This is a genomic window from Stenotrophomonas sp. STEN009 (assembly GCF_056760395.1).
The window spans coordinates 1-25,991 of sequence record NZ_JBRRES010000047.1; the positions used below are offsets into that span (position 1 = coordinate 1).

General features: G+C 66.0%; 20 protein-coding genes and 1 pseudogene. 9 read left to right on the forward strand and 12 right to left on the reverse strand.

The features are described from left to right. From ACVOMM_RS16930 to ACVOMM_RS16945, 4 genes are all read left to right on the forward strand, one after another. Window positions 1-373, forward strand: a 373-nt coding sequence (locus tag ACVOMM_RS16930; RefSeq protein ID WP_481526533.1) for a DUF2345 domain-containing protein, incomplete at its 5' end; no start/stop codon positions are given. A gap of 1 nt (window position 374) precedes the next feature. After that, complete coding sequence (locus ACVOMM_RS16935; RefSeq protein WP_481526534.1) at window positions 375-1,346, forward strand: DUF4123 domain-containing protein; 972 nt, start codon at window positions 375-377, stop codon at window positions 1,344-1,346. After that, on the forward strand, window positions 1,333-4,698 hold the full coding sequence (locus tag ACVOMM_RS16940; RefSeq protein WP_481526535.1) for a T6SS effector BTH_I2691 family protein: 3,366 nt from the start codon (window positions 1,333-1,335) through the stop codon (window positions 4,696-4,698). The genes ACVOMM_RS16935 and ACVOMM_RS16940 overlap by 14 nt, the downstream gene beginning before the upstream one ends. After that, a complete protein-coding gene (locus tag ACVOMM_RS16945) occupies window positions 4,695-5,618 on the forward strand; it encodes a DUF6708 domain-containing protein (RefSeq protein WP_164153035.1) in 924 nt (307 codons plus the stop codon). The genes ACVOMM_RS16940 and ACVOMM_RS16945 overlap by 4 nt, the downstream gene beginning before the upstream one ends. 122 nt (window positions 5,619-5,740) lie before the next feature. On the opposite strand, the gene ACVOMM_RS16950 is transcribed toward ACVOMM_RS16945, so the two are convergent. Next, window positions 5,741-6,961, reverse strand: a complete 1,221-nt coding sequence (locus ACVOMM_RS16950) for a multifunctional CCA addition/repair protein (protein ID WP_481526536.1) — start codon at window positions 6,959-6,961, stop codon at window positions 5,741-5,743. Window positions 6,962-6,998: 37 nt separating this feature from the next. Further along, window positions 6,999-8,972, reverse strand: coding sequence for a transglycosylase SLT domain-containing protein (locus tag ACVOMM_RS16955; protein WP_481526537.1), 1,974 nt, complete (start codon window positions 8,970-8,972; stop codon window positions 6,999-7,001). Window positions 8,973-9,135: 163 nt separating this feature from the next. On the opposite strand from ACVOMM_RS16955, the gene ACVOMM_RS16960 reads away from it, so the two are divergent. Both ACVOMM_RS16960 and ACVOMM_RS16965 read left to right on the forward strand, forming a co-directional pair. Beyond that, window positions 9,136-9,543: an ExbD/TolR family protein gene (locus ACVOMM_RS16960; protein WP_481526538.1), complete on the forward strand. Its 408-nt coding sequence runs from the start codon at window positions 9,136-9,138 to the stop codon at window positions 9,541-9,543. Between the two features lie 296 nt (window positions 9,544-9,839). Continuing rightward, window positions 9,840-12,701, forward strand: coding sequence for a TonB-dependent receptor (locus tag ACVOMM_RS16965; RefSeq protein ID WP_065181748.1), 2,862 nt, complete (start codon window positions 9,840-9,842; stop codon window positions 12,699-12,701). 103 nt (window positions 12,702-12,804) lie between these two features. Here the strand turns inward: ACVOMM_RS16965 and fhuE are convergent, their stop codons facing one another. The 3 genes from fhuE to ACVOMM_RS16980 all read right to left on the reverse strand — a co-directional run bounded on the left by fhuE (window position 12,805) and on the right by ACVOMM_RS16980 (window position 16,244). Continuing rightward, window positions 12,805-14,964: a ferric-rhodotorulic acid/ferric-coprogen receptor FhuE gene (gene fhuE / locus ACVOMM_RS16970; RefSeq protein ID WP_053519871.1), complete on the reverse strand. Its 2,160-nt coding sequence runs from the start codon at window positions 14,962-14,964 to the stop codon at window positions 12,805-12,807. A 199-nt stretch (window positions 14,965-15,163) separates the two neighbouring features. Beyond that, window positions 15,164-15,733: a M23 family metallopeptidase gene (locus ACVOMM_RS16975; RefSeq protein ID WP_053519870.1), complete on the reverse strand. Its 570-nt coding sequence runs from the start codon at window positions 15,731-15,733 to the stop codon at window positions 15,164-15,166. A 37-nt stretch (window positions 15,734-15,770) separates the two neighbouring features. Further along, a complete protein-coding gene (locus ACVOMM_RS16980; RefSeq protein ID WP_180875850.1) occupies window positions 15,771-16,244 on the reverse strand; it encodes an Lrp/AsnC family transcriptional regulator in 474 nt (157 codons plus the stop codon). A 72-nt stretch (window positions 16,245-16,316) separates the two neighbouring features. On the opposite strand from ACVOMM_RS16980, the pseudogene ACVOMM_RS16985 reads away from it, so the two are divergent. Next, window positions 16,317-17,174: pseudogene (locus tag ACVOMM_RS16985) on the forward strand (EamA family transporter); the annotation flags it as partial. Window positions 17,175-17,302: 128 nt separating this feature from the next. Here the strand turns inward: ACVOMM_RS16985 and ACVOMM_RS16990 are convergent. From ACVOMM_RS16990 to ACVOMM_RS17005, 4 genes are all read right to left on the reverse strand, one after another. After that, entirely contained in the window at window positions 17,303-18,040 is a 738-nt protein-coding gene (locus ACVOMM_RS16990) for an endonuclease/exonuclease/phosphatase family protein (protein ID WP_481526539.1), read from the reverse strand. Window positions 18,041-18,093: 53 nt separating this feature from the next. After that, window positions 18,094-18,921 (reverse strand): thiol:disulfide interchange protein DsbA/DsbL, encoded by an 828-nt coding sequence (locus ACVOMM_RS16995; RefSeq protein WP_180875851.1) that lies wholly within the window; start codon window positions 18,919-18,921, stop codon window positions 18,094-18,096. Between the two features lie 106 nt (window positions 18,922-19,027). Further along, window positions 19,028-19,675: a thiol:disulfide interchange protein DsbA/DsbL gene (locus tag ACVOMM_RS17000; protein WP_053519865.1), complete on the reverse strand. Its 648-nt coding sequence runs from the start codon at window positions 19,673-19,675 to the stop codon at window positions 19,028-19,030. Between the two features lie 105 nt (window positions 19,676-19,780). Next, window positions 19,781-20,581 carry a c-type cytochrome gene (locus ACVOMM_RS17005; protein WP_065175142.1) on the reverse strand — a complete coding sequence of 267 codons (801 nt, stop codon included), beginning with the start codon at window positions 20,579-20,581 and terminating at the stop codon, window positions 19,781-19,783. A 156-nt stretch (window positions 20,582-20,737) separates the two neighbouring features. On the opposite strand from ACVOMM_RS17005, the gene yihA reads away from it, so the two are divergent. Then, window positions 20,738-21,340, forward strand: coding sequence for a ribosome biogenesis GTP-binding protein YihA/YsxC (yihA, locus tag ACVOMM_RS17010; protein ID WP_053519877.1), 603 nt, complete (start codon window positions 20,738-20,740; stop codon window positions 21,338-21,340). A 67-nt stretch (window positions 21,341-21,407) separates the two neighbouring features. Here yihA and ACVOMM_RS17015 read toward each other — a convergent pair whose 3' ends face one another. The 3 genes from ACVOMM_RS17015 to ACVOMM_RS17025 form a co-directional block, all read right to left on the reverse strand. Next, window positions 21,408-22,379, reverse strand: a complete 972-nt coding sequence (locus ACVOMM_RS17015) for an MBL fold metallo-hydrolase (RefSeq protein WP_128990477.1) — start codon at window positions 22,377-22,379, stop codon at window positions 21,408-21,410. Window positions 22,380-22,810: 431 nt separating this feature from the next. Next, complete coding sequence (locus ACVOMM_RS17020; RefSeq protein WP_180875852.1) at window positions 22,811-23,635, reverse strand: helix-turn-helix transcriptional regulator; 825 nt, start codon at window positions 23,633-23,635, stop codon at window positions 22,811-22,813. Beyond that, a complete protein-coding gene (locus ACVOMM_RS17025; protein ID WP_065175139.1) occupies window positions 23,632-24,336 on the reverse strand; it encodes a VIT1/CCC1 transporter family protein in 705 nt (234 codons plus the stop codon). The genes ACVOMM_RS17020 and ACVOMM_RS17025 overlap by 4 nt, the downstream gene beginning before the upstream one ends. Before the next feature lie 152 nt (window positions 24,337-24,488). Here ACVOMM_RS17025 and ACVOMM_RS17030 point away from each other — a divergent pair, with 152 nt between their 5' ends. Next, window positions 24,489-25,853 (forward strand): glutamate--cysteine ligase, encoded by a 1,365-nt coding sequence (locus tag ACVOMM_RS17030; protein ID WP_065175138.1) that lies wholly within the window; start codon window positions 24,489-24,491, stop codon window positions 25,851-25,853. Window positions 25,854-25,991 lie beyond the last annotated feature (138 nt).

Below are 25,991 nucleotides of genomic sequence, written 5' to 3' on the forward strand. Positions count from 1 at the left end.
CAGCGGCGAGAGCCCGAACCAGGAGCGCGGCATCGCGCTGCATGCGGCACAGGGCAAGGTGAGTGCGCGTGCGCACAAGAACCAGGCGATCGTGGCGGCCAAGACGCAGGTACGCATCGCCAGCACCGAAGCGGACGTGCAGCTGTCGGCACCGAGCAAGCATCTGCTGGCGACGGCGGCCGGCGCCTACATCCGGATCGAGGGCGACAACATCGAACTGGGCGCGCCGGGCAAGGTGGAATTCAAGGCGAGCCAGCGGGAATGGTTGGGGCCGGCGAGTGTGGTGGAGCAACTCCCCGTGCTTGCCGCAGATCTCAAAGCGTGCCCAACCAAGGACAGTCAGCTGGCAGCGGCCGGCGCTGCAACTATCTGAAATGAATCATCACTCGCTTGAATCGTTGATCCGGGATGTCGGTGAAAGATTGCATGGTCCGCGCCAGCCGCGCTGGGCAGGCGCAATCATCGATCCATTGGTGCGCGACCCACTTGATGATGGGCTTGTCGCGGAGCTGGGAGCAACCAAACTCAGAATCAATGTGCCGCTTCGTGACAAAACGCCGTCGCGCCTTCCGTACCTGCTTCTGCTGGAAGCAACCTCTGATGGCGTCGCGCTGCTGCACGCCACCTGCCTTGAGGCAATGGAAGAGCAGCGGAACCCCGATAGTGAGGCAGAGCACGGGTTCGCCATTGGGCCTTGGATCGGCTTCGACTCCGAGCCTGATGAGATGGCCAGACATTGGGCCACGATCTGTACGATTCGAGTAGCCGGGCAGGGACGCCGGTATCTGCGCCTTGCGGATCGACGGGTACTCAAGTGGCTCTGGCGCCGCCTGGACGCCGCCCAGCAGGCCTTCATCGCAGGACCCATGACGCAGATCCTGGTGTTGGGGCGAGATTCGAGTGTCGCTGAACTCCGCGTGTCAATGACAGCACAGCGGGAGCACACTGGGCTCCTATGGAAGTTCGATGGGAGCATGCTTGACGAGTGCGAGGCTGTGCAGAGCATGCTCAGAGGATGGCGGCGATTCGCACCAACCGTTCCGGCGAACTACCTCGATCTGGCCGAGTTCGCGCTATCCGAGGCGCAGGCCGCTGGCGCCCAAAGCCTGCATGATCGAGTGCTCCTCGGAGCGTACGCCTTGCAGGTAGACAACCACGTTCTCAGGTCGCCAGAGCTTCGGCGACTTGTTGCCACATCCCAGGCACAGGCCACGAATCTCGCTTTGGCCCTTGCTGCGATTCCCGATAGCAGGTGGGACGCCATGGCACTGGCCGTCCGACAAGGCCGATCCGGCGTTCGCCATCTGGAGGCCACTCAAGGAGAGAGCATTCATGGCTTCAGGTGATAGCAATCAATATTCGAGCAACGCCATAACCGCTGCCAGAAGAACCCAGACGTGCGGTGCTGGCGGTTGCCCGTCATGTGTCAAGTCTGGTCTTCCTGTGTTGCTTACCAGGCCGGGGCTGGCTGAAGCACGATACGCCGCCAGATCAGCCGTGCAGACACGCCAACTGATGGCCGGGCTTTCCGCGCCCGACCTGAAGTTCTCCGACTATGTCATGCGTGCGCTGAGGACAGGGTACGTCTACGTCTACTATCAGACTCCAGCAATGCATGCGCTGATCGGTGGAGAAGGTTGGGAGGCTTACGCTGTCGACGAGGCAGGCTATGTCAGCCCCATTCCGTTGGAGAATCCACCTCTGCCAGAGGAAATGCCGCGCTTCAGTTGTGAGCGCGCGGCGGGCTATGCCGCCGCTATGCTGATCAACATCAAAGAGCCCTCCCGTGCTGGTGAGGTCTGGATAGGTTTCAGCGAAGTGCCGCTATCCGTGAAGGTAAGGCAGAACTACGCGGCAGACCCGGAGCTTCTGAACCAGCGTTTTGCTCGCCTGAACGCGTCCACCGGTCAGAGCAGCCGTGCGCTGGCGCTCACGGATGGTGCGATACAGGGCGCAATTGCGGACTACGACGTCGAGCGCGGTCGCATGCTTGAAGGCCTGCGCGGAAATCCCCATCGTCCCGGGCAGGTGGCGCTGGACAAGAATGGCAAGGTCCCAGAGAAGCCCGCTTCGGAAGATGCGCAGACCGAAGAGCGACGCGAATCCGCCAAGGACGTTGCCGCGGCGGCGGCTGCAATCGCGGGCGCATCCAGGGATCCAGCCGCCAGGCAGCCTCTGATCCTGGGTGTCAGCGACCCGGTCGGCATGGCCCACGAAGCCGCGCATCTGCGCCTGACACTGCCCAGCAAGGCTGTGACGTGGTTGATGGCGCAGAAGGACGGTGCCCGACGCCTGCAGACTGCAGTGACGCTGGTGGGGCTTCAGCAGATGCTGGTTGAGCAGGCCAGGGTGCGGGAGGCTGACTTCCGTGATCGCAATCCGCCTGCGATGTCCGCAATGGATCTTCGTGCGGAAATGATAACGAAGACAGAGTTCGAGGCCCGCCAGAAGGCAGGCATCGTTCCTTCGTCCGCCAGCTGGTCGCCGCTCGCCATTCCCATGAACGGCCCGTGGGGTAAAGACGTCGCCTCAAGCGGACAGAACGGCTATGGCACTGTACACGTAGCTAGCGGTGCCTTTGAGGCCGACGCGCTTGAGCTGATCGAGAAGATCAAGAAGAAGGCGTCAGGCAAAACTCGCGACACCGTCACCGGAAAGTTACTGGGCTGGGAAGACTACCTGAAGGAGTTTGGTAGGTTCTCCGCTGAAGACAAGGCGCTGCGCAAGCGGATCCAGGAGGATCACCGCGATCTTCTGTCGTGGAATGGCCGCAAGCTGATCACCGGGTTCGATTTCGATGAGACGAGCCCCGAAGATGGCATCTACTACAGTCAGGTGGTCGCCAATCTGTTGCATGGTGGGCCGATCGACGATGACGCCGTGGAGTGGTACGCCGACTTCGTAAAGGATGATCCCAGCAACAAGGACAATCTGCTGGTCAGGGCCATGCTGGGCAATCAGAAAGATGCGTTTGAGCAGTTTTCCGGGTGGAGCGTCGAAGAGGGCCAGAGGAACAAGGCCACTGACATTCTGAACAACCTGCTGGATCTGGCAGAGAAACTGAGCGAATCCAACCAGGGCGGGAAGGCGGCCGCGCTGGCCGTGAAGCATGTTGACACGCTGCGGGTTCTTGCACGTGCGTATGCCAGCCCGCTGATCGCGATGGTGGGCGCCGTAGCGCTTGGCGCAGGGAAAGTGAAGAAGACGCTCTCCCCGCTTCTGTACGACCGTGTCATGGCCTTGTTGAGCAGCATGGTCAAACGAGCAGCCCCGCAGATTACACATCTGATCGTTGATGCCCCTCTGCGGATGGCAGGGCGCGCGTGGCGCGAGGTCTCAAGGGCACTCACTGCGGCTGCGGCCGACACGCCGGCCGGCAAGCGCAATGGCGTGAAGAGCCTGGTGATTGGAAGCGGAAGCTCGCTCCAGCTTGCAGGTGCCGGTGAAGCGGCTGATACGCGAGTGAAGCTGCATCTGTGGACCAACCAGAGTGAAGAGCAACTGCGCGCGCTTCAGTCGACTGCCCAGCAGGAGCAATCTGTGGCAAGTGCGCGGCCGGCGCCAGGATCGACAGCGGGGACGGCTGCCGCAGCGGCTCCCATTACCATGGGGTCCAGTGGTCTGATGAGCCTTGCTTCGGCCACACCCAAGGTGATTGCCGATGTGCCTACGGTGATGAGTGCCGGTGCCGGCATCATTCAGGCGATGGAAATTGCCAAAGCGTGGAAGAAGCTGGAGGTTGGCACGGCGAAGGAGCGCAGAGATGCCATCTTCAGCTTCTTCTCGGCAGGGTTAGGCGTGGTCTCGGCATTCCTCGATGTCGCGAAATCGTACGCGCAGAATGTTCTCAAGAAGGGGCTTGCCAAGCGTCTGGAGGCCACGGTTGCTCTGTTTGCGGCTATTGGTTCGTTCATTGATTCGGCTCAGGCGTTTGTTGCTGCTGCGGACGATTTGAAGAATGGGCGCGGTGGTGCTTTTGTTGCGCACTTGCTGCAAGGAGCATCGTCATTTGCTGGCGGGTTTGCTCTTGCTCTATACACAGCATCTGTGTTTGCTCAGGGTTCTGGCGCATCTACATCATGGCTTGGGTGGGGCATCGTCTTTGTGATTCTCGGTCTTGCGCTTGGCTTCGTTGCCTCGCTTCTAATGACGCTTCCTCTCGAGGATTGGGCGGCCAGGACTGTTTGGGGGAGTTGGATCTCGACCCGTTGGGTCACGCAGGAGGAAGAACTTGGAGAACTCAATAAAGTTCTTTTGGGTGTTGAGGTGGATGCGCAGTATAGAAGCGCGTTCAGCTGGAAGAATGTCGCATCTGTGGATGACGTGATCATCGGCGATGCAGTGAAACGCATGACCGCCCATGACTCCGGTGCGAGGTTCACTAGGGAGTTCTTGGTCACGCTTAAGCTTGTAGAGCAGATTCGGAAACGGCTGGGAATAAGTATTCTCGTGAGCGGTCAAGGGGCGGCAGGGATGGAGAGCATCGCCCGCTATTCCACCGATGAGTTGGGCAATGCCGGAGAGAACTGGGGCCAGGGCGTATCAGAAGGCAGGATGGATCATGCATCGGTTGAGGCATTGACAATATCCGGCCATGTCGAGAGTAGTCGATTCTCGGCTCTGGCGGTGGAGCTCACAATTCGAGACGCTCTTGATGGAGGGGACGTTATTGTCTATGAGAGGATGGTGGTTGAATGAATAGACCCAGAAAGCGGTATGGCGACGTTCTGGTTGAAGAGTGGGAGGGCGAGGAGCCCTTCTTTGATACGGATTTTGCAAAGAAGCGGACTAACGGCACCGGACAGGTTGGTGTGGCCCAACCCCGCCGGATCCTGAATTCCACTGGCGGCGATCGAGTTCACAGTGGCCCCTCATCGTCCGATGTTGTTCTGGCGGCCTATGAGAACGGCATCATGATTAGTGGGCTGAGAGGGTCCGCAAGTCTTTCATTACTTGCGTGGTTCGGATTTCTTCCAGCCCTGGGTCTCGTCGCGTCGTCAGTATTTGCTGCCTCTGTCTTGCTCAAGGGGGGCTGGGAGTTTCTGGTACAGGAGCCCGGCGTTGCGATTGGCGTTGCATTTGTGGCCTTGTTTCCTGCTCTATTTGGAATTAGTGGATTCAGTGTTCTGTTTCGTATTCTGGTGCTGATGCCATCGGATTTCCCGGTGATTTTTAACAGGAAAACGAAGGATGTCTGGGTGACAGTTCCTTCTATGCCGTCATTCATACGGATCTTTGAATTTCATCCGGTGAGGTTTGAACGGCACAGTTGGGAAAGTCTTCAGCCTCGGACATACAGGATCCTCGAGGTCACTGCTGGCATGAGTTCTGCTCGCTGGACATACATCCTGACGATGGCTTTCGGACGTGAAGACGACCCCACGAAGGTCGCCAGTGAGGTGAACATCGGCTTCAAGGGCTGGGGGGACGATTTCGAGTTGCTGCAGCTTTGGGAGCACATTCGCCAATACATGAACGATGCCGGCCCGGCTTTGGACCCGGGCGAGAAGTTCAAGACGTTCAGCACGGGCCGACTTCCCAAGTTCCCGGATGAGGCAATGGCGGCCTTAGGGCGAAAGCTGTCGGAGTCTGAGGCGTGGGCTGCTCCAAAGACTTGACGCAAGATCGGCTGCGTCGGCATTTGACCTGCCCCGGTTTGTAGTCTCGACAACCACGATCTGGCGTGTCGGCCATGAGCCTTCTCCCCTCAGACGGGAGAAGAACCTAAAAATGGCGGGGGTTACCGTGCCGCCGCAATCGCCTTCACCCGCGCCCTGGCCAATGCTTCACCAATCGCCGGGCCTTTCAGGTGCGTCGTATCCAGATCCCGTGCCTGTACCGAGAGCGCCGCCTGATGCAGGCGCTTGAGCGTTTCGCCCTGCGGGTAGTCACTGTCCTCGAATCCAAGCCGTCCGCGCTTGTCGGCCTCGCAGCACAGGGCGATGCGCGCGATGCGTTCGGGCCGCCGCAGCGCGTCGCAGCGACCCAGCAGTTCCAGCACGGTGGCATCGCGGAGCTCGTCGATGCGGTGCACGTTCAAGTGCTCACGGCAGACCGCTTCCGCCAGCTGCTGGTGTTCGGCCGGGACCTTCAAGCGGGCGCACAGCGCCTTCAGCGGCGTGATGCCGCGCTGCTCGTGCATGATGTGGCGCGGCCATTCCTCCGGCGGGGTGAGGCCCTTGCCGAGATCGTGGGTGAGCGCGGCGAAGCCGACCAGGTCATCGCCCGGGGCCAGTGCCGCTGCCATGTCACTGACCATCTCCTGATGCAGGCCGGTGTCGATTTCCGGGTGGAACTCGGCACGCTGCGGAACGCCATACAGCGCTTCCAGCTCGGGCAGGACTGGGCCCAGTGCGTACGCCTCGTGCAGGGTGCGCAGGAACGCCGAAGGCCGTTCGCTTGCCAGCGCCCTTCGTAGTTCCTGCCAGACGCGCTCTGGTACCAGCGCGTCGAGCTCACCGCTGGCAGCGACCTCGCGCATCAACGCCATGGTTTCGGGGGCAACGGTGAACCCCAGCGGGGCAAAGCGGGCCATGAAGCGGGCCGCGCGCAGCACGCGCAATGGATCTTCAACGAAGGCAGGACCGACGTGGCGCAGCACGCGCTGCTCGATGTCACGCACGCCGCCGTAAGGATCGACCAGCGCACCGCTGTCTTCGTCGCAGGCAATGGCATTGATGGTGAAGTCGCGGCGCTGCAGGTCCTCTTCCAGCGTTACCGCCGGATCGGCATCGACCACGAAACCGCGATAACCGCGGCCGGATTTGCGCTCGGTGCGGGCCAGGGCGTATTCCTCACCGGTCTGCGGATGCAGGAACACCGGGAAGTCCCGACCCACGGCGCTGAAGCCCTGCGCTTCCATCTGCGCAGGCGTGGCCCCGACCACCACCCAGTCGCGGTCGCCGGCGGGACGCTGCAGCAGGCGGTCGCGCACGGCGCCGCCGACAAGATAGATCTTCATGGCGGGGATGATGGCATGCCCGGCGTGCAGAGCCGAATCAGTCGCCGCCCTGGCCCGCGTCTGCCGGACAGCTGAAGCGCTTGCGCTTGTCGACCAGGCGTCCCATCAGGCGGTCGCTCAGCGGCAGGGCGTCACCGTTGAGGCGCCAGTCGTAGATCACGCTGAAGGCCAGCACGCGCGCGACGTACTCGCGCGTTTCCTTGTAGCTGATCGTCTCGATCCACAGGTCGGGATCGAAACCGGGGCGCTGGCTCTGCCAGCGTGCCGTCGGCGTCGGACCGGCGTTGTAGGCGGCGATGGTCACATAGGGCAGGCCGTCGTACTTGTTCATCAGCTGGCGCAGGTAGGCGGTGCCGATGGCGATGTTGGTGTCGGGGTCGTAGAGGCTGTCGGCACCGCCGTAGCCGGTCAGGCCGATGGACTTCGCCACGGCGGCACCGGTGGCCGGCAGCACCTGCATCAGGCCCATCGCATTGGCAGGCGAGCGCGCGCGCGGAGTGAAGATGCTTTCGGCGCGGATTTCCGCAGCGACCCAGGCCGGATCGATGGCATTGCGCGCCGATTCGCGGCGGATCGTGGCGTCATGGTGCAGGGGGAAGCGCAGATCGTACAGGCGCTGTTCCTGCGGCTGCTTGCCGAGGGAGAACACCGCGCGGTCGAACCAGCCATTGTCCTGGGCCACCCGCACCGCCAGTCGGCGCTGGGTGTCATCGAAGCGCGACAGCGCGCTGTTCCATTCGGCCACCGCCCAGCCGGCGCGATCGATCTGGAACAACGCCACTGCGCGCTGGATGGCAGGATCGCGAGCCACTGCGGCCTTGGCCGGTTCGCTGTCGTTGGGTTTCCACGGGCACAGCGTGTAGCCCTGCTGCAGCTTGTCGGCCGCGAGGAAGCCGTGGAAGGTGGGCGTGCGCGCGGCCTCCCGGAACAGCGACTGTGCCTGCTGTGCCTGCCCGGTCTTCTCCAGCATGCGTCCTTCGTAATAGCGCCAGCGTGGATCGTTGCGCTGTTTCGGCCCCATCTTGCGGATGGCCGCCAGGGCCGCCGGCCAGTCGCCACGCGACATCGCTTCGCGCACGCGCCATTCATGCAGGCGCTCGTCGTAAGCGGCGTCGGGGACTGCATTGAGGCGCCGCGCGGAATCAGGCAGGTAGGAGGCAACCGTCCACAGCGCGATCTGATAGCGCACCTGGGCCTGCTGCTCGGCACTCAGGCCCAGGGCCTGCGCGTACTGCGGCAGCTGCTGCTCGGTGGCATCCGGATCGGCCTTGGCCAGCTTGACCAGGCCATCGGTGGCGATGCGCCGGCTGCGATCATTGCGCGGCCAGTTCAGTGCGCTGGCGTTGGGCTTGTCGACGAACGCGGCATAGGTGTTGGCCAGCGCCAGGTCGGCAGCGGGAAGTCCACGCGCGGCGCTGCGCATCACCGCCGGCTGCTGCGCGTCGGCGGCCGCGTCGATGCGCTCCCAGCGCAGTGCGTCGCTCAGGCCCCCCTGGGCCTGCAGCACGGCGAACACCGCATCGCAGCCGTCGGGCAGTGACTTGCCGTTCCGGCGCCACAGCTCCTGGGCGTCGCTGATCCACTGCGGATCGACGCCGCCGGTCACCTGTCGGGCGGTCAACTGCGCACAGCGCAGGCCCAGATTGTCGGTAGGCGCCCAGTTGGCGAGCAGGGTGGGCCAGTCCTGCCGGCGTGCCACCGAAGGCAGCCACACGCTGCGGAAGGTGGTGGCCACGGCCTGGCCCTCGTAACGCTTGAGGAAGGCCTGCGCCTGCGCAGTGTCGACCGTGTCGATGTTGCGCCGCAGATTGGCGTACTCCAGCCAGCCATAGGCCGGATGGCGGCTGAGCGCGGCGGCCTGGCCGGGATCGAACTGGCCGCGTTCGGCAGCTGCGATGGCGGCTTTGAGCTGCGCGTTCTGGGCATCGAGGGACTGGGCACCGGCGCAGCCGATCAGCAGCAGGGAGGCCAGCGGGAGCAGGGACAGGGCGGTCGAAGAGCGTCGGGTCATGGCGCCAGCATAGCGGGCACTGGCTGAATTCAGTTTCGCATCGCGTGCACGCCAGGCGAAGGCAACGGCGGCTGAATGCAGGTGCATGCAGCCTCTGCCGCAACGGCGGGATGCCGGCGTAACGTCAGAGCCGGGCGAACCGCCCGGCTGCAGGGAGCGGCACATGGCGTTCAGTAGCGCAGGAAGGAATGGCCCGCTGGCGGAGATCAATGTCACGCCATTGGTGGATGTGATGCTGGTGCTGTTGATCATCTTCATCGTGACCGCACCGATCGTGGCCCGGCCGATCGCAGTGCAGTTGCCGCAGGCGACCGATCGCGTGGTCGCCCGGCCGGACCCGCCGCCACCGATCGAACTGCGTCTGGATGCAGGCAACCAGCTCAGCTGGAACGGCCAGCCTCTGGCCATTGCCGATCTGCAGTCGCGCCTGCAGGCGCAGGCGGGTGAGCATGCCGGCAACCTGCCGGAGCTGCGCATCGCGACCGATCCGGCGGCCGAGTACGAAGGGATGGCACGCATCCTGGCGGCGGCCGAGGCCACCGGCATGGAGCGCATTGCGTTCGTGCGCTGAGCAGCGGATGAGGGGCTGTCGATGCACAGCCCCTCCACCAAGAGTGCTTTGGAGCACTCCGCGGATGCCGGCACCTGCTGTCGCAAAGGGCGCGTGACCGCCGCGCCAAGGCCGGAACAGAAGACAGAATCTGTCGCTATCTGATGCGATTGCCCGTCAATCGCGTCAAGCCTGCGTGAAAGGGTGTCGGTCATCACGCCGTGATTTTGACTACTTGTTTACAAAGGAGACGCTGCCGCCATGCAGGAGGGGCGTACGGCAGCCAATGTCCCGACATTCCTTTGGAGAGAGAGCGAATGAATCACCTGCACCACCGCCCCCTGGCGGTTGCCGTCGCCCTGTGCGTGACGGCCCTGGCACCGCTGGGCGCCGCCGCACAGTCCACCACCAACCTGGACGCGGTCGAGGTCACCGGTACCCGCATCAAGCGCGCTGAAGTGGAGGGCCAGGTTCCGATCCAGACCCTGACGCGCGGCGACATCGAGCGCACCGGCCTGAGTTCGATCGGCGAAGTGCTGCAGCAGCTCACCGGCTCCGGTTCGGCGCTCAATGCCAAGTTCAATTCGTCCGGCAACTTCGGCTTCCCCCCGGATGGCAGCGGCGTCGGTGCGGGTTCGGCGCAGGTCGATCTGCGCCACCTGGGGGCCAAGCGCGTGCTGGTGCTGGTCGATGGCATCCGCTGGGTCAATGAGTCATCGGCGTCGGGTGTCGGCGCCGCGACCGATCTCAATACCATTCCGCTGGCCATCGTCGAGCGCATCGAAGTGCTGGAAGACGGCGCGTCGTCGCTGTATGGCTCCGATGCCATCGCCGGCGTGGTCAACATCATCACCCGCCGTGATTTCGATGGCGGCCAGGTGACCCTGAACTACGGCGAATACAGCAAGGGCGACGGCACGCAGAAGGGCGTGGACCTGGCCTGGGGCAAGAGCGGTGATCGCTTCAGTCTGTTCCTCGGCGCCAGCTGGACCAAGCAGGATCCGGTGTATGCGAAGGACCGTGAACAGTCGCGCTTCCCGATTCCCGGTACCGGCCTGGCCTTCGGCAGCGGTGCCATTCCGCAGGGCCGCTTCGCCTTCGTCGACCCCAACACGGGCGCGCAGCAGAACATCGTGCCCAACACCGGCGTGAGCAATCCACGCTATGACGGCAGTGCCGGCTGCAACCGCACTGACGACTACCACTGCTTCACCAGCGCTGACCGTTTCAACTTCGCCGAGTACAACATGGTGCTGACGCCGTCGGAGCGGAAGGGCCTCTTCGGTCAGTTCCGCTTTGACATCACCGACAACGTGCAGTGGTACGTCAAGGCACTGGGCAACCGTCGCGAGTCGACCAACCAGGCTGGCCCCGAGCCGCTGTTCTTCGGCCCCGATGGCGCCACCGGCAATCCGCTGGCCGACAACATCACCATCTCGGCGCTCAATCCCTACAACCCGTTCGGCTTCGACCTGGTGTCGTCCGGCAACATGAGCCTGGTCGGCCGCCGCCCGGTGGAAGGTGGCGCGCGCGTGTTCGAGCAGGAGGTCAACACCACGTACTTCGCCACTGGCCTGGTCGGCAACTTCCAGGCGGCCGACCGCAGCTGGTTCTGGGACGTCAACGGCATGTACAGCAAGAACAAGGCCGAACAGACCAACTACGGCAGCTACAACATCTACAACGTCAACCTGGCGCTGGGCGATCCTGCCGCATGTGCGGCGACGCCGGGCTGCGTGCCGCTGAACATCTTCGGCGGTGCCGGTTCCATCACCCCGGACATGCTGCGCTGGATCCAGCCGGTGGTACGCGACCGCAGCCAGAACGAGCTGAGTCTGTTCACCGCCAATCTGTCCAGCGATCTGTTCAACCTGCCGGCCGGCCCGCTGTCCTTCGCCACCGGTTACGAGTACCGCAAGTACGAAGGCTGGTACCAGCCCGACCCGTTGACGGTGATCGGTCACTACAACGGCGTGCCGTCGCAGCCGACCTCCGGCTCGTACGACGTCAATGAAGCCTACCTGGAACTGAGCGTGCCGATCTTCGCCGATTCGGCACTGGGCAAGAAGCTCGACCTGAGTCTGGCAGGCCGCTACTCGGATTACTCCACCTTCGGTGGTGAGTTCACGCCCAAGTACGGCCTGCGCTGGCAGGTGACCGATGACTTCGTGCTGCGCACCACCTATGCCGAAGGCTTCCGCGCGCCGTCGATCGGCGAACTGTACGGATCGGCCGCGCGCGCGGACCTGCAGCTGTTCGATCCGTGCTCGATCGGCCTGGGCGGCACGCCGCCGCGTGGCAGCGCCGCCAACTGTGCCGCGCTGGGCGTGCCGGCCGGCTTCCAGCAGGCCAACTCGCAGATCTCGGTGACCACCGGCGGCAACCGCGAGCTGGAACCGGAGCGTTCACGCAGCTTCAGTGCCGGATTCGTCTGGAGCCCGTGGTTCGGCAACAACACCTCCTGGTCGGAGCGCTTCGACGTGGAAGTGACGTTCTACCGCCACAACATCGATGGCGCGATCCAGGCGATCAACGCGCAGACCCAGCTGGACCTGTGTGTGGATACGCTGGATCCGGTGTACTGCGATGGCATCACCCGTGCCAGCACCGGCGCGGTCAGCAGCTTCAACAACCGACTGACCAACCTGGGCTCGATCAAGACCGATGGCTGGGACGTGGACCTGTTCTGGACCCTGCCGCAGACCTCGATCGGCCAGTTCAAGCTGGGCTGGAAGAACACCTTCGTCGGTCGTTACGAGGCCACCGGTGCGGCCGGCCAGCGGCAGCCACAGAAGCCGGGCGTGGAAGTGGCCGACAGCTCGATTCCGGAATGGACCAGCAACGCCAGCATCGGCTGGACACTGGACAACTGGAGCGCGAACTGGACGGTGCGGCACATCTCCGAGTTGACCGAAGACTGTGGCGACGCCGTGGCGTTCCCGGTGTGCAGCAACCAGGTGGCGGGCACCAACACGCTCTCGGCGACCACCTTCCATGATCTGCAGGTGGGTTACAGGATCGACTGGATGAAGGGACTGCAGCTGACCGCTGGCCTGAACAACGTGTTCGACAAGGATCCGCCGATCTGCCTGTCGTGCTCGCTGAACGGCTATGACGCGTCGACCTATGACATTCCGCGTGGCCGCTACTGGTACATGCGCGCGGACCTGCGGTTCTGATGTGATGAGGGGCAGCGCCGGACACTCCGGCGCTGCCTTGCGGGTGTAGCGCCCCGCCCAAGCGAGGCGCTACAGGAGCGGGGCGGTTGCGCCCTGCAGCTGATCAGAACGACCAGGTGAACGTCAGCGAGCCGTTGCGGCCATCGCCGTACGCACCGTAGCCGTTGATCTGCGAGAGGTACTGCTTGTCCAGCAGGTTGTTGAGGTTGGCCTGCACGCTGAACTCCGGCGAGATGCGGTAGCGCACGAAGGCGCTGACCAGGGCATAGCCGTTCTGCTCGATGCGGCCGTAGGCCGGCACCGCATAGTAGATGCGGTTCTGCCAGTTCGCCCCACCGCCGACCGTCAGTGCCTGCAGCGACTGCGGCGTGTAGCTGGTGAACAGCTTCAGCGCGGTCTGCGGCAAGTTGGTGTTGATGTCGGCATCGTTGGCATCCTTGGCCACGTAACGCGAGGCACCGAAGGTCGCGTTCCAGCCCGGGGCCAGCTCGCCGTTCAGTTCGAATTCGAAGCCGCGGCTGACCGTGCCGCGCGCGGCGCGGTAGGCGAATTCGTTCTGGCTGCCCTGCACCGGCTCACCGGTGGCCTGGCCCACGTTGTCCTGCTCGATGCGGAACACCGCCAGCGAAGCATTGAGGCGGTTGTCGAACCAGGCGCCCTTGACGCCCACTTCGTAGCTCTTGCCATCGACCGGATCGAGGTAGCTGCCGTTGCGGTCCTTCAGTGTCTGCGGCTGGAAGATCTCGGTATAGGCGGCGTAGGTGGAGAAGGTATCGTTGATGTCCAATACCAGGCCGGCATAGGGCGTGGTGACCTTGTGCGAGCGGTCCGCACCTTCGCCTTCACTCTTCCAGTCGGTGTAGCGTGCGCCGACGATGAGCTTCAGCGGGTCGGCCAGCGACAGGCGCGTGGCCATGTAACCGGCCTTCTGGGTGATGGTGCCTTCGCTGGCCAGCGCCAGCGGGTTCCAGTTCGGCTCGGAGATGTCGCCGGTCCAGCCAAGGTAGCTGGTGAACGGGTCCCAGCTCTGGCCGGGGCCGCCAATCTGGTAGTCGCCGTAGTTGGCGTACTCGCGCTTGTTGTAGCTCAGGCCGGCCATGAACTGGTGCTCGCGGCCGAACAGCCGGAACGGGCCGTCGATATAGCCATCGACCGCGTTGACCTTGCGCTCGGTGTTGTAGAAGCCGGCCGACGGCGAAATGCCGGTGCCGGTGCTCCTGTCGAAGAACGAGGCACCACTGGTCCAGTCGTTGTAGGCCGGGTAGAACAGCTTGTCGTCGGCCTTGGTCTCATCGTGGGTCGCACCGACCTTGAACTTCCAGCCATTACTGAAGGCGTGCTGCAGGGTGGCGAACGCACGCTTGCTGGTGGTGTCCCAGTAGGTCCAGTTCGGACTGGCGTTGAACGATTCGTCGTAGCCGGTGGCCGAGCCGTCGGAGAACAGCATCGGGAAGCCGCCCCAGGTCGCACCATTGGCGCGCTTCTGCTGGTAGTCGTAGCCCACGCTCAACTGCGTGTCCGGAGTCAGGTCGGCGTCGATCACCGCGTAGCCCAGCGTCTTGTGCTGGTTGTAGCGGTCCATCTGCGCGTCGGTGTCGAGGTAGCTGCCGATCACCCGGCCACGCACGGTGCCGCTGGTGTTCAGCGCGCTGCCCACGTCCACGGTGGTACGGGTACGGCCCCAGCTGCCGACGTTCACCGATACGCTGCCGGCCAGCTCGGCGCTGTCGGCATGCTTGCGGATCAGGTTCACCGAGGCAGACGGGTTGCCTGCGCCACTGAGCAGGCCGGTGGCGCCGCGCACCACCTCCACGCGGTCATACAGGGCGAGGTCCAGGCCGGAATCGCCGTAGCTCCAGTTCTGCACCATCTGCGTGGGCAGGCCATCGAACTGGTAACTGTCGATGTAGAAGCCGCGCGCATAGAACTCGGTGCGCTCGCTGTCCGATTGCGTGCTGGTCACACCGGTAGTGTTGGCCAGCACGTCGATGATGTCGTCCAGGTTCTGATCTTCGATGCGCTGATGGCTGATGATGCTGACCGACTGCGGAATCTCGCGCGGCGTCAGGTCGAAGCGGGTACCGGCCGAGGTGCGGCGCACCGAGTAGCCCTCCGCGCGCTCGCCCTTGACCACCACCTTGTCGAGGGTGGTCGCATCGGTGGCAGTTTCTGCGAAGGCGGTCGGGGCGATGGCGCAGAGTGCGGCGAGCACGGCAACGGACAGCCGCTGAGGCTGCGGGATACGGAATGCAGGACGGTTCATGGGATTCCTGGACGAGCATGCGCGTTCGGCCGACATCCAGGAGGCGAGGCGCTAAGGGTAGGGGAAAGGCGGGCGCGCCTTCCTGGCGACGCTGTAATCGAAAGGAATGTTAATACGAACTATTCCTATTTACAAATCATGAACAGGGGCGCGCGGGCAGGATCGTCCGGCTGCTGTGGGACGACCGCCGTCCGGCGGCTTAGCGGCGCAGCAGTGGCAGAGGATCCCGTGCGCCGTCTGCGCCGTAGATGCCCCAGTGCAGGTGCGGCGGGGTGCCCTTGGCGTTGCCGCTGTCGCCGACGTGGCCGAGCAGATCGCCCGCGGCTACGACCTGGCCGCGGGCGAGGCCTGCGGCCCAGCTCTCCAGATGGGCGTAGTAGTAGCGCTCGCGGCCGGGGCCGATGACCCAGACCTGACGGCCGCCCAGGCCGCCTTCCCGCACCTCGGCAACCACGCCCGGGGTCGCGCTGCGGACCGGGGTACCCCGCGCGGCGAAGATGTCGATGCCGGCATGGCTGCGGTCGCGCCCTCGCGGCGCGCCGAAGGTATCGGCGATCTGGCCCGGCCGCACGCCGTCCACCGGTACCGGCAGCTCGGTGGCCGGTGGCATCCGGGCCAATGACCACAGCATCTTCGGCGCTTCGGCCCAGCGGCTGTTCCAGACGGACAGGGCGGCAACGACGGTGACGACCAGCAGGAACGCACGCAGCAGCCAACGGCGCAGCAGGCGGGCGGAAGACGTGGAGGGTGTGCGGGGCGAAGGATTCATGCCGCGCCAGTATGGCGCGGTGGGTGTCGAGGCCGGTTCATTCCAGGGGGACTTCGAAACTGCGCTTCAGCGTGGACAGTGCCACCGCGGTGCGGAATCGTTCGATGTTGTCGTCGCCACCGAACAGCCGCTCGCTGATGGCGTCGTATTCCTCCATCGAGGTGGCCGAAAGCACCAGCAGGAAATCGCCGTCACCGGTGATGGCATAGCACTGCTGCACCGCCGGGTCGTCCTGCACGCGCTGCTTGAACGGCGCCACGCGATCACGCTGCTCGCTGACCATGCGCACCTCGACGATGAGGGTCAGCGGTCGGCCGATCCGCGCCGCCGCCACCACGGCCACATTGGCCGCGATCACACCGCTGTCCTGCAGACGCCTGACCCGCCGCTGCACCGCCGGCGTCGACAGGTGCACGGCTTCGGCGATCTCCCGCTGTGGCAGCGTGTTGTCCCGCTGCAGCAGGGTGAGGATGGCGCGGTCGAAGCTGTCCAGCACGGGGGCAGTGGCCATGGTGAGCAGAAGTTGCATGGACGGGCCGGTAATTGAGCCAAGTGCTCGCCGTCGACGCAATAGACTGGACGCATGCAGACTTCACGATTCGCGCCGATGTTGCCGGCGCTGGCGGTGCTCGGCTCGGTAACGGCGCTGTCCGTTGGCACGTCCTATGCAAAGCATCTGTTCCCGCTGATCGGCGCGCAGGGCACCAGCGCGCTGCGCGTGGGCTTCTCCGCACTGTTGCTGCTGCTGTTCTGGCGACCCTGGCGCTGGAAGACCCGCCGCGCGGATGCGATCACCATCCTGCGCTACGGGCTCACGCTGGGCCTGATGAACCTGCTGTTCTACATGGCCATCCGCACGATCCCGTTCGGCATCGCGGTGGCCATCGAGTTCACCGGGCCGTTGACCGTGGCGATGCTGTCGTCACGGCGCCCGATCGATTTCCTGTGGGTGGGATGCGCAGTGGTCGGCCTGCTCCTGCTGTTACCGCTGGGCGGTGCGGCGGCACTGGACCCGGTGGGCGTGCTGTATGCACTGGGTGCGGCGGCGTGCTGGGGCCTGTACATCGTGTTCGGCAAGCGCGCCGGCCACCTGCATGCCGGCCATTCGGTGTCGCTGGGCCTGCTGGCGGCGTCGCTGGTGGTGGTGCCGGTCGGGGTGATCCATGCCGGCGCGGCCCTGCTCGATCCGAAGATCCTGCTGGCGGGCCTGCTGGTGGCACTGGTGTCCAGTGCGATTCCGATGTCGCTGGAGATGGTGGCGCTCAAGCGCCTGCCGAAGGAAACCTTCGGCATCCTGATCAGCATGGAGCCGGCGGTGGCCGCGCTGTGGGCGATGCTGTTGCTGCACGAACACCTGCATGGATTGCAGTGGCTGGCGATCGGCTGCACCGTGGTGGCTTCGGTGGGGAGCACGATGACGGCGCGGCGGTCGAAGGCGCCGGCGATGCAGGCGGGGGTTGGGGGGGGGGGGGGGGGGGGGGGGGGGGGGGGGGCGGGGGGGGGCGGGGGGGCGGCGCGGGGGGGGGGGGGGCGCCCGCCCCGCCCGCCCCCCCCCCCCCCCGCTACCGATCAGCGCAGGGCGCTGGCCGGTACGTCGATGGCCATGGCCAGCGCCAGATGGTCCGAGAAGGCCGCCGGTACGGCTTCGACCGCGCGGGTCTGCAGGCTGCTGCTGACCAGGATGTGGTCGATGGCGCGGTCCGGGCGCCAGCTGGGGAACGTCGGCACGATGCAGCCTGGAGGCTGCAGCCGGGTCTTCTGGTACAGCACCTGCATTTCCGGTCGTTCGGCCAGGCAGTTGAAGTCACCCATCAGCACGGCATTGGGGTGGTCGGACAGCAGCTCGGCAATGAAACCGAGCTGTGCTATCCGCGAACCGGCACCCAGCGAGAGGTGGGCCACGGCCACGGCCAGGCCGTCCCTGCCATCACCGAACCTGGCCAGCAGCACGCCACGCCCGCCGATGCGGCCGGGCAGGGCGTGGTCCTGCACCTCCACCGGCTCCAGTTTGCTCAGCAGGCCGTTGGCACTGGATGCAACCCCGCCCATGCGCCGGTTCGGCTGGTGGCTCCAGTAGTTGAAGCCGGCACGCTGGGCCAGGTAGTGGGTCTGGTTGGTGAAGCCCGAACGCAGGCTGCCTGGATCGGCTTCCTGCAGGCCAACGATGTCGTGCCCACGCGCCAGTGTGGCAATCGCATCAAGACTGCTGCGCTTGCGACCCGCCGGCAGCGCATGTGACCAGCTGCGGGTCACATAGTCGCTGTAGCGGCGGGTACTGGAGCCGGCCTGGATGTTGGCCGTCAGCAGACGCAGGGTCCGTGTAGAGGGGGAATTCACGGCCGGGGACAGCTTCTCTTGGATCAGTGAGCCTGGGCCGCACCGCGCTCGCGGGCGATCAGGTGGTCGGCGATGCGCAGCATGTCCGGGAAGCTCTTGCCCTTCACCAGGTACTTGCCGTTGACGATGATCGACGGGGTGCCGCTGATCTGGCTGCGCTGCGCGAACTGCTTGGCCGAGTTGGTCTTGGCATTCACCGCGAAGCTGCCCATGGTGGCGGCGAACTGCTTCGGATCGACGCCGTAGCCGGCGTAGAACTTGGCGATGTCCTCGACCGAATCACGGCCGCGTTCGCCCTTCAGGGTCTTCTGCGAGTGGATGGCGGCGTACAGCGCCTCGTGGGTCTTCTCCTGCACGCCCAGCGTCTGCGCGGCATAGAAGGCACGGGCGTAGTCGTCCCAGGTGCCGCCGAACATGGCGGGCACGTAGACGAAGTTCACGTCGCCCGGCAGACCGGCCTTCCACGGGCCGACCAGCGGCTGGAAGGCGGCGCAGGCCGGGCAGACGTAGCCGAAGATCTCGACCACTTCGACCTTGCCGGCAACCGGCTGGAAGGGCTGGCCGTTCGGAATTTCCTGGTAGTCCTCACCGGCCACCGGCGCCGGACCGGTCAGTGCGGTGGTGGTCGGGGCCGGAGCGGCCGCCGGAGCGGCTTCGGCGGCCTTCTCGCCTTCGGCTGCCGGGGCCGCGCCTGCGCTGTCAGCGGCCGGTGCCGCAGCGGGCTCGGTGCTGGCTGGGGCGGTGGTCGGCTCGGCCGGGGCGGCGGAGGTGTTGGCGGTGCCGTCGTCGGCCTTGCAGGCCGCCAGGATCGGCAGCAGCGCTGCGAGTGCGAGGGCGTAGCGGATCTTCATGGAAGCGTCTCCAGCATCTGGAATGGTGGGGCCGGCGGCGGGCGCCGGCCAGGGGGAAATGATGACACGCGGCGGCGACAGCGCCGTGTCGGGAGTGGGCGTTGGTTCAGCGGCCGCGGTTGGCGCGGACCTGGGCGATCAGCGCCGAGGCAATGCGCAGCTGGTCGTCGAAGCTGTTGCCGCGGACCAGATACTGGCCGTTGATGATCAGCGCCGGGGTACCGGGGATGCGGGTGCGCTGGGCGAATGCCCGCGCCGCGTCGACCTTCTTCTGCACGGCGTCGCCCCGCAGGGCCTGGGTGTAACGCTCGGGCGCCACGCCGTACGCCTTGTAGAAGGTGGCGAGCTCATCGGCCGAGACATTCTGCATCGGCAGGGTGCCCTGCTCGTGCAGAGCCTTGAACACGGCCGCATGGCTGCGCTTGGCGACGCCGACTTCTTCGGCGGCGTAATAGGCCAGCGCCCAGGCATCCCAGGCGCCCCCGAACGCCGCAGGCACCGGAGTGAAGCGAACATCCGCCGGCAGCTTGGCCGCCCAGGCTTCCAGCTGCGGTTCGAAACGCGCGCAGTGCGGGCAGGTGTAGCCGAACACCTCGACCACTTCGATCTTGCCGGCGAGCGGCTGGAACGGACCGGCCTGGGCGATGCGCTCGTAGTCGCGACCTTCGACCAGCGGGGCTGCGGCAGGTGCGGCACTGGCGGCCATCGGCAGCAGCACCAGCAGGGACAACAGCAGGCGGGGAATCAACCTCATCGACACGCATCTCCGTTGAAAAAGCAACGCCGGCGCAGTCGCCGGCGTGAAGGAAACATACCGCAGGCGCGGGCCGCGGTGGTGGCCCGCGCCGACCAGTGGCGGTCAGGGGGCGGCGGCCGGTCGTGCCGGTGTGGCTTCGGTGGCCACGTCGTCGGCCCGGTTGTGCAGGCCCTGCAGGTAGCTGGACAGCGCCTGCACTTCCTGTTCGGTCAGCTTCTGTGCCACCGCGGCCATGATCTGGAAGTGCGCCTTGTCGGTTTCGTTGGTCTGCCCGGCCTGGTACTCCTGCAGGCGGCGCGCGACATAGCTGGCGTGCTGGCCACCGATATGCGGGTAGGCCGGGCCCGGGTTGCCGGCGCCGCTGGGGCCGTGACAGGCCATGCAGGCCGGCAGCCCGCGCGACGCGTCGCCGCCGCGGTACAGCTGCTGGCCGATCTGGTAGAACTTCATGCCCTTGTAGGGGCCTTCGGTCACCGCGGTGTCGTCGGCGATGCCGGCGGTGGCCTTCTGCGTGGCGAAGAACGCGCCGATGTCGCGCATGTCCTGCGGGGTGAGGTTCTGCACGAACGGCACCATCGCCACTGCCGCACCGGAGCTGCGCTGGCCGTTGGCGATCAGGGCCATCTGCTGGGCGACATAGCGCTCGCTCTGGCCGGCGATGGACGGGTACATCTCGACCGTGGAATTGCCGTCGGCACCATGGCAGGCCGCGCAGGCCGCAGCCTTGCCCTGGCCAGCCTTGGCATCGCCCCAGGTCGTCTTGCTGAAATCCACCTCCAGCGAGGCGGTGTTGATCGGCCCGTTGTCGGGCAGCGGGGTCAACGTGGTCTGCGCGAACGCAGCGGCGGCAACAACGACAGCAGTGGCAAGGGCGGATACGGCAAGAACGCGAGCGTGGCGCATGCTAAAGCTCCGTATGGACCGGGCCGGGCGGTGGCCGCCGGCATCGCCCGGATTATCAACGGCGTTTCCACGCACGGTCAACGAAGCAGTGCAGCAAAATCCCCGCTGGGGCCGTCGGCACGGGCGCGCGGCGCCGCAACATGCGATCCTATGCGCATGTCATTGCTCCTTGAACGCGCCCGTTACCACCTCTCGGCCCACAACGCGCGGCAGCTGCCGCCCGACGAAGGGGCCGAAGTGGCCTTCGCCGGCCGCTCCAACGCCGGCAAGTCCAGCGCCCTCAATGCGTTGACCCGGCAGAATGCCCTGGCCCGCGTCTCCAAGACCCCCGGCCGCACGCAGCAGCTGGTGTTCTTCCAGATCACCCCGGAAGCAAGCCTGGTCGACCTTCCCGGCTACGGCTACGCCAAGGTGCCGCTGGAGCTGCAGGCGCACTGGCAGGCCTTCATCGACAGGTACTTCCGTACCCGGGAGGCACTGAAGGGGCTGGTGGTGGTGATGGACATCCGCCACCCGCTGAAGGACTACGACCGCCAGATGCTGTCTTACGCCGTACAGCGCGGCCTGCCGGCGCATGCGCTGCTGACCAAGGCCGACAAGCTGGGCCGCGGCCAGCAGATGCAGACGCTGCAGAAGGTGCGCAAGGAACTGCAGTCGGCCTACGGCGACAGCGTCAGCGTGCAGGTGTTTTCCGGTGAGGACCGCACCGGCGTGGACGAAGCCCGTGCCGTGATCGGTGGCTGGCTGGGCCTGGAATAACCTCTCGCCCGCCGGGCATGGCCCGGCGCTACCGGATCGGTGGGGGCCGACCTTGGTCGGCACACCCTCACAATGGCGAATACTCCGCCGGCACCCAGGCATAGGCCTGGCCTTCCCTGCGCACGTGGCCCAGGCCCGGGAAAGGCAGATGCGCACCCGCCACCCACCACGCCCCGGCGGTGGCCTGCTGCAACAGACTGCGGCGGCTGGCCGTGGCCGCCTTGCGGTCCGAATCGGCCTCGAACGCGGCTTCCGGGTGGGCGAACTGCACCGCGTGGAAGTGCAGCACGTCGCCCCACACCAGCAGTGACTGGCCCTGGCTGTCGAACCGGTAAGAGACGTGGCCGGGGGTGTGGCCATGGGTATCCATCGCCAGGGCACCGCCTGGGAGGGCATCGCCAGGCTGGAAGGTACGCAGGTGGCCGCTGGCCTGATAAGGCGCCACGGCGGTTCGGGCGAGCGGGAAGGCAAAGCGCACGCCCTCCGGTGCGGTGGTTTCGCTGGCCGGGTTGAGCCAGTAGTCCGCGTCGGCCCTGGACAGCCACACCGTCGCGTTCGGATAGGCCGGCTTGCCCTGCGCGTCGAGCACGCCGCACAGATGGTCGGGGTGGGCGTGGGTCAGCAGGATGTCGTCCACCTCGGCGGGATCCACGCCTGCGGCACGCAGGTTCCCCAGTACCTGGCCCAGGCCGGGACCGAAGCACTGTGCGGTGCCCGTGTCGACCAGGGTGAGGTGATTGCCCTGGCGGATCAGGTAAGCATTGACCGCGGTCTGCAGGCCCTTGCTGTCTTCGGGGACATAGCGGCCTTCCAGCAGGCGGGTGACCAGCGTCGGCGGCACGTCGACCACTTCCTGCCGGCCGAGTGCGACCACGCCATCGAACAGGGCGGTGACCTGCAGGGTGCCGATGCGGTGGTGATAGACGCCGGGCATCTGCCGGGTGGGTGCGGGTGAGGTGGCTTCGGCGAGTGCGGTCAGCGGCAGCGCAGCCAGGGCCAGCAGCAGGGCGCCGCGCAGCGGCAGGTGATGCAGGGTCATGAGGGTTCTCGATGGAGGACGGGCGGTTCCGTTGCGGCTAGCGTGCCGTGGCCGGCGTGCGCGCGGCGCTCAAACCGCTGCGCGGAATGCTCAGGGAAGGGAGTGTGCTGGCAGGGCTGCGCCCCGCACCCGCAGAGGCAACGGCCGAAGCAACAGCCGAAGCAACGGCAACAGCGGGCTGTCCGTGGTATGGCGGGGTGGGTCCGGTTGCGGGGGACGCCGTAAATACGTCCCTGTAGGCTCGGTCGCGCCATCCATGGCGCTCACGCCCCCGCAACCGGACCCACCCCGCCTTCGACAGTTTTCCACGATCTGTCGGAAATGCTCTTGGGGTGCGGGACCGTTTTGGGGGGGGAACCGGGGGGGCCCCCCGAATTTTTTTGGTATTATGGAGCGGGGTGGGGGGCCGGCCCCCCCCCCCCCTGACCCCCTCAGATGTCTGTAGGAGCCAGTCCGTACTGCTCGGCGAAGCGCTTGCTGAAGCTGGCCGCGGAACGGTAGCCCGCGCGTGCGGCCACGGTCTTCAGCGGCAGGTCGGTGGTGTACAGCAACTGCATGGCGTGGGCCAGTCGTGCCTCGGTCAGCAGCTGGCGCAGGCTGGTACGCTCGGCCGCCAGCCGACGACGCAGGGTGGCGCCGCTCAGTGCGAACTGCTCCTCCAGATCACGCGATTGCCAGTCGCGCGCAGGTTCAGCGGCGATGCAATCCCGTATCTGCTCACCCAGCGTCGGTGCAGTGGGCAGCAACAGGTTGCCGTGGCCTTGCCGGCACAGGGTCAGCACCATCGAGGCCAGGGCCAGCCGGGCGTCGCTGTAATGGCCATCCTGCAGCGATTGCCGCCAGCGGCGCAGCACGGCGCCATGTTCGGCCAGCGACAACCGCGCCATCGACGGACCGGCGCTGGGCAGTTCCTCGTTCCACAGTGTCCGCGCCGCGGCCAGCACTTCCGCACACAGCGGCACGATGGCGCTGAGGTAACGGCCGCTGCGCGGGTCTGGACGGTTGACCACGTCGATGCGGCAACGCTGGGTCAGCAGCAGTATGTCGCCGGGCGCGAACTCCAGCGTCTGGTGTGCGGTACGTACCTGCTTGCGTCCTTCCAGCAGGATCGCGAACTGCGGTTGCGGGATCTCCACCGAGCTGGCGCCATGCTCGCGCCGTGCGGTGACGCAGGCATAACCCTCGGCGCGATCACAACCGGCCAGCGAAGACATCTCGGCCAGCAGCGCCGTTGCGGCGGGCAGCATCGTGGTCATGTCACGTGGGCTCCCAGCAGCCGGCCGACGCCGGCGGCTGCAGCCATTGCCAGTGCGCCCCAGAACATGACGCGCAGGGCGCCGCGCAGGGCAGGCGCACCTCCGGCGCGGGCCGCCATCGCGCCGGTCACGCACAGGCCCAGCAGGGTGCTGGCAGTGGTCACCCCTGCCACGGAGTCGGCCGGTGCCAGCAGTGCGGTCAGCACCGGCAGGGCCGCCCCACAGGTGAAGGCTGCGGCGGAGGCCAGTGCGGCCTGCAGCGGCCGGGCGCGCAGGGTATCGGTGATGCCCAGTTCGTCGCGAGCGTGCGCACCGAGGGCATCATGGGCCGTGAGCTGTTCGGCCACCTGCCGCGCCAGCGCCGGGGCCAGGCCGCGATGGCGGTAGATGGCGGCCAGCTCTTCCAGCTCGCTGTGCGGATCGTCCTGCAGTTCGCGCTTCTCCATCGCCAGGTCGGCGCCTTCGGTGTCGGCCTGGGTCTGCACCGAGACGTACTCGCCGGCGGCCATCGACATCGCCCCTGCGACCGTGCCCGCCAGGCCGGTGGCCAGCAGGGTGCTGGCCGATGCGCCACTGGCGGCAACGCCGACCACCAGCCCTGCCACTGAAACAATGCCGTCGTTGGCGCCGAGCACGGCGGCGCGCAGCCAGCCGACGCGGTCGGCCCTGTGTCGTTCCGGATGGCGCGAATGACGGGTCATGCCTTGCAGTGTACGAGGGTCAAGAGGTCGTCGGTAGGATGCTGAAACCCGTCTCCGTCGCATGCTGCGACGGGGCGCCACGCTATAGTGCGCCCTTGCGATGGAAGGCTCCCAGCCCCACATCTCCCGTCACCGTACAGCGAGTCTTCCCCTTGTCGAGCCCCAGCCACGTCGCCGATACGCCCATTACCGACCGCTCGCAGCTGGTGGAGGTGATCGCCTCCGGCGAAAAGCCCCGCGCGCAGTGGCGCATCGGCACCGAGCACGAGAAGTTCGGCTTCCGCCTGGACGACCTGCGACCGCCGGCCTTTGAAGGCGAGCGTGGCATCGAGGCCCTGCTCAACGGCCTGGTCCGTTTCGGCTGGGAACCCGTGCAGGAAAACGGCAACACCATCGCCCTGCTGCGCGATGGCGCGTCGGTGACGCTGGAACCGGCCGGCCAGCTGGAACTGTCCGGCGCGGCGCTGGAGACCATCCACCAGACCTGCGTGGAGACCGGTACCCATCTGAACGAAGTGGCGCAGGTGGCCGGCGAGCTCCAGCTGGGCTTCCTGGGCATGGGCTTCCAGCCGAAGTGGGCGCGCGATGAGATGCCGTGGATGCCGAAGGGCCGCTACAGGATCATGCGCGCGTACATGCCCAAGGTCGGTTCGCTCGGCCTGGACATGATGACCCGTACCTGCACGGTGCAGGTCAACCTGGACTACGCCAGCGAAGCGGACATGGTGAAAAAGTTCCGCGTTTCGCTGGCACTGCAGCCGATCGCCACCGCGCTGTTCGCCGACTCGCCGTTCACCGAAGGCAAGCCGAACGGCTACCTGAGCTATCGATCGCACATCTGGACCGACACCGACGCCGACCGCACCGGCATGCTCGACTTCGTGTTCGAGGATGGCTTCGGCTATGAGCGTTACGTCGATTACCTGCTGGACGTGCCGATGTACTTCTCCTACCGCGATGGCATCTACCACGATGCCAGCGGGCAGAGCTTCCGCGATTTCATGCAGGGCCGGCTGCCGGTGCTGCCGGGCGAGTTGCCGACCCTGCGCGACTGGTCGGACCACACGACCACGGCGTTCCCGGAAGTGCGCCTGAAGAAGTATCTGGAGATGCGGGGCGCCGATGGCGGTCCGTGGAGCCGCCTGTGCGCCCTGCCGGCGTTCTGGGTCGGCCTGCTGTACGACGACACCGCGCTGGATGCGGCCTGGGATCTGGTGCGTGACTTCACCCTGGCCGAGCGCCATGTCCTGCGCGACGGCGTGCCGAAGCATGCGATGAACCTGCCGTTCCGCGATGGCACCGTGCGCGATCTGGCGCGCGAGGCGGTGAAGATTTCCGTTGAAGGCCTGAAGCGCCGCGCCGCGCGCAATGCCGATGGCCAGGACGAGAGCAAGTTCCTGGATGTGCTGCAGGAGATCGTCGAATCCGGCCTGACACCGGCCGAGCGCAAGCTGGCGCTGTTCCATGGTCGCTGGCACGGCAACGTGGACCCGGTGTTCCGGGAATTCGCGTACTGAATGCGGTCGCGGGGGGGGGGGGGGGGGGGGGGGCGAAACCAAGGCGGAGGGGGGCGGGCGGGCGGGCCGCGGGCGGGGGGGGGGGGGGGGCGGGGGGGCCGGGGGGGGGGGGGGGGGCGGAGAAAAAACACACACCCC

Bases quoted from the DNA above. Each gene is read 5' to 3' on its own strand.
- ACVOMM_RS16935 (WP_481526534.1), top strand. From the start codon at position 375: ATGAATCATCACTCGCTTGAATCGTTGATCCGGGATGTCGGTGAAAGA.
- ACVOMM_RS16940 (WP_481526535.1), top strand. From the start codon at position 1,333: ATGGCTTCAGGTGATAGCAATCAATATTCGAGCAACGCCATAACCGCT.
- ACVOMM_RS16945 (WP_164153035.1), top strand. From the start codon at position 4,695: ATGAATAGACCCAGAAAGCGGTATGGCGACGTTCTGGTTGAAGAGTGG.
- ACVOMM_RS16950 (WP_481526536.1), bottom strand. From the start codon at position 6,961: ATGAAGATCTATCTTGTCGGCGGCGCCGTGCGCGACCGCCTGCTGCAG.
- ACVOMM_RS16955 (WP_481526537.1), bottom strand. From the start codon at position 8,972: ATGACCCGACGCTCTTCGACCGCCCTGTCCCTGCTCCCGCTGGCCTCC.
- ACVOMM_RS16960 (WP_481526538.1), top strand. From the start codon at position 9,136: ATGGCGTTCAGTAGCGCAGGAAGGAATGGCCCGCTGGCGGAGATCAAT.
- ACVOMM_RS16965 (WP_065181748.1), top strand. From the start codon at position 9,840: ATGAATCACCTGCACCACCGCCCCCTGGCGGTTGCCGTCGCCCTGTGC.
- fhuE (WP_053519871.1), bottom strand. From the start codon at position 14,964: ATGAACCGTCCTGCATTCCGTATCCCGCAGCCTCAGCGGCTGTCCGTT.
- ACVOMM_RS16975 (WP_053519870.1), bottom strand. From the start codon at position 15,733: ATGAATCCTTCGCCCCGCACACCCTCCACGTCTTCCGCCCGCCTGCTG.
- ACVOMM_RS16980 (WP_180875850.1), bottom strand. From the start codon at position 16,244: ATGGCCACTGCCCCCGTGCTGGACAGCTTCGACCGCGCCATCCTCACC.
- ACVOMM_RS16995 (WP_180875851.1), bottom strand. From the start codon at position 18,921: ATGAAGATCCGCTACGCCCTCGCACTCGCAGCGCTGCTGCCGATCCTG.
- ACVOMM_RS17000 (WP_053519865.1), bottom strand. From the start codon at position 19,675: ATGAGGTTGATTCCCCGCCTGCTGTTGTCCCTGCTGGTGCTGCTGCCG.
- ACVOMM_RS17005 (WP_065175142.1), bottom strand. From the start codon at position 20,581: ATGCGCCACGCTCGCGTTCTTGCCGTATCCGCCCTTGCCACTGCTGTC.
- yihA (WP_053519877.1), top strand. From the start codon at position 20,738: ATGTCATTGCTCCTTGAACGCGCCCGTTACCACCTCTCGGCCCACAAC.
- ACVOMM_RS17015 (WP_128990477.1), bottom strand. From the start codon at position 22,379: ATGACCCTGCATCACCTGCCGCTGCGCGGCGCCCTGCTGCTGGCCCTG.
- ACVOMM_RS17020 (WP_180875852.1), bottom strand. From the start codon at position 23,635: ATGACCACGATGCTGCCCGCCGCAACGGCGCTGCTGGCCGAGATGTCT.
- ACVOMM_RS17025 (WP_065175139.1), bottom strand. From the start codon at position 24,336: ATGACCCGTCATTCGCGCCATCCGGAACGACACAGGGCCGACCGCGTC.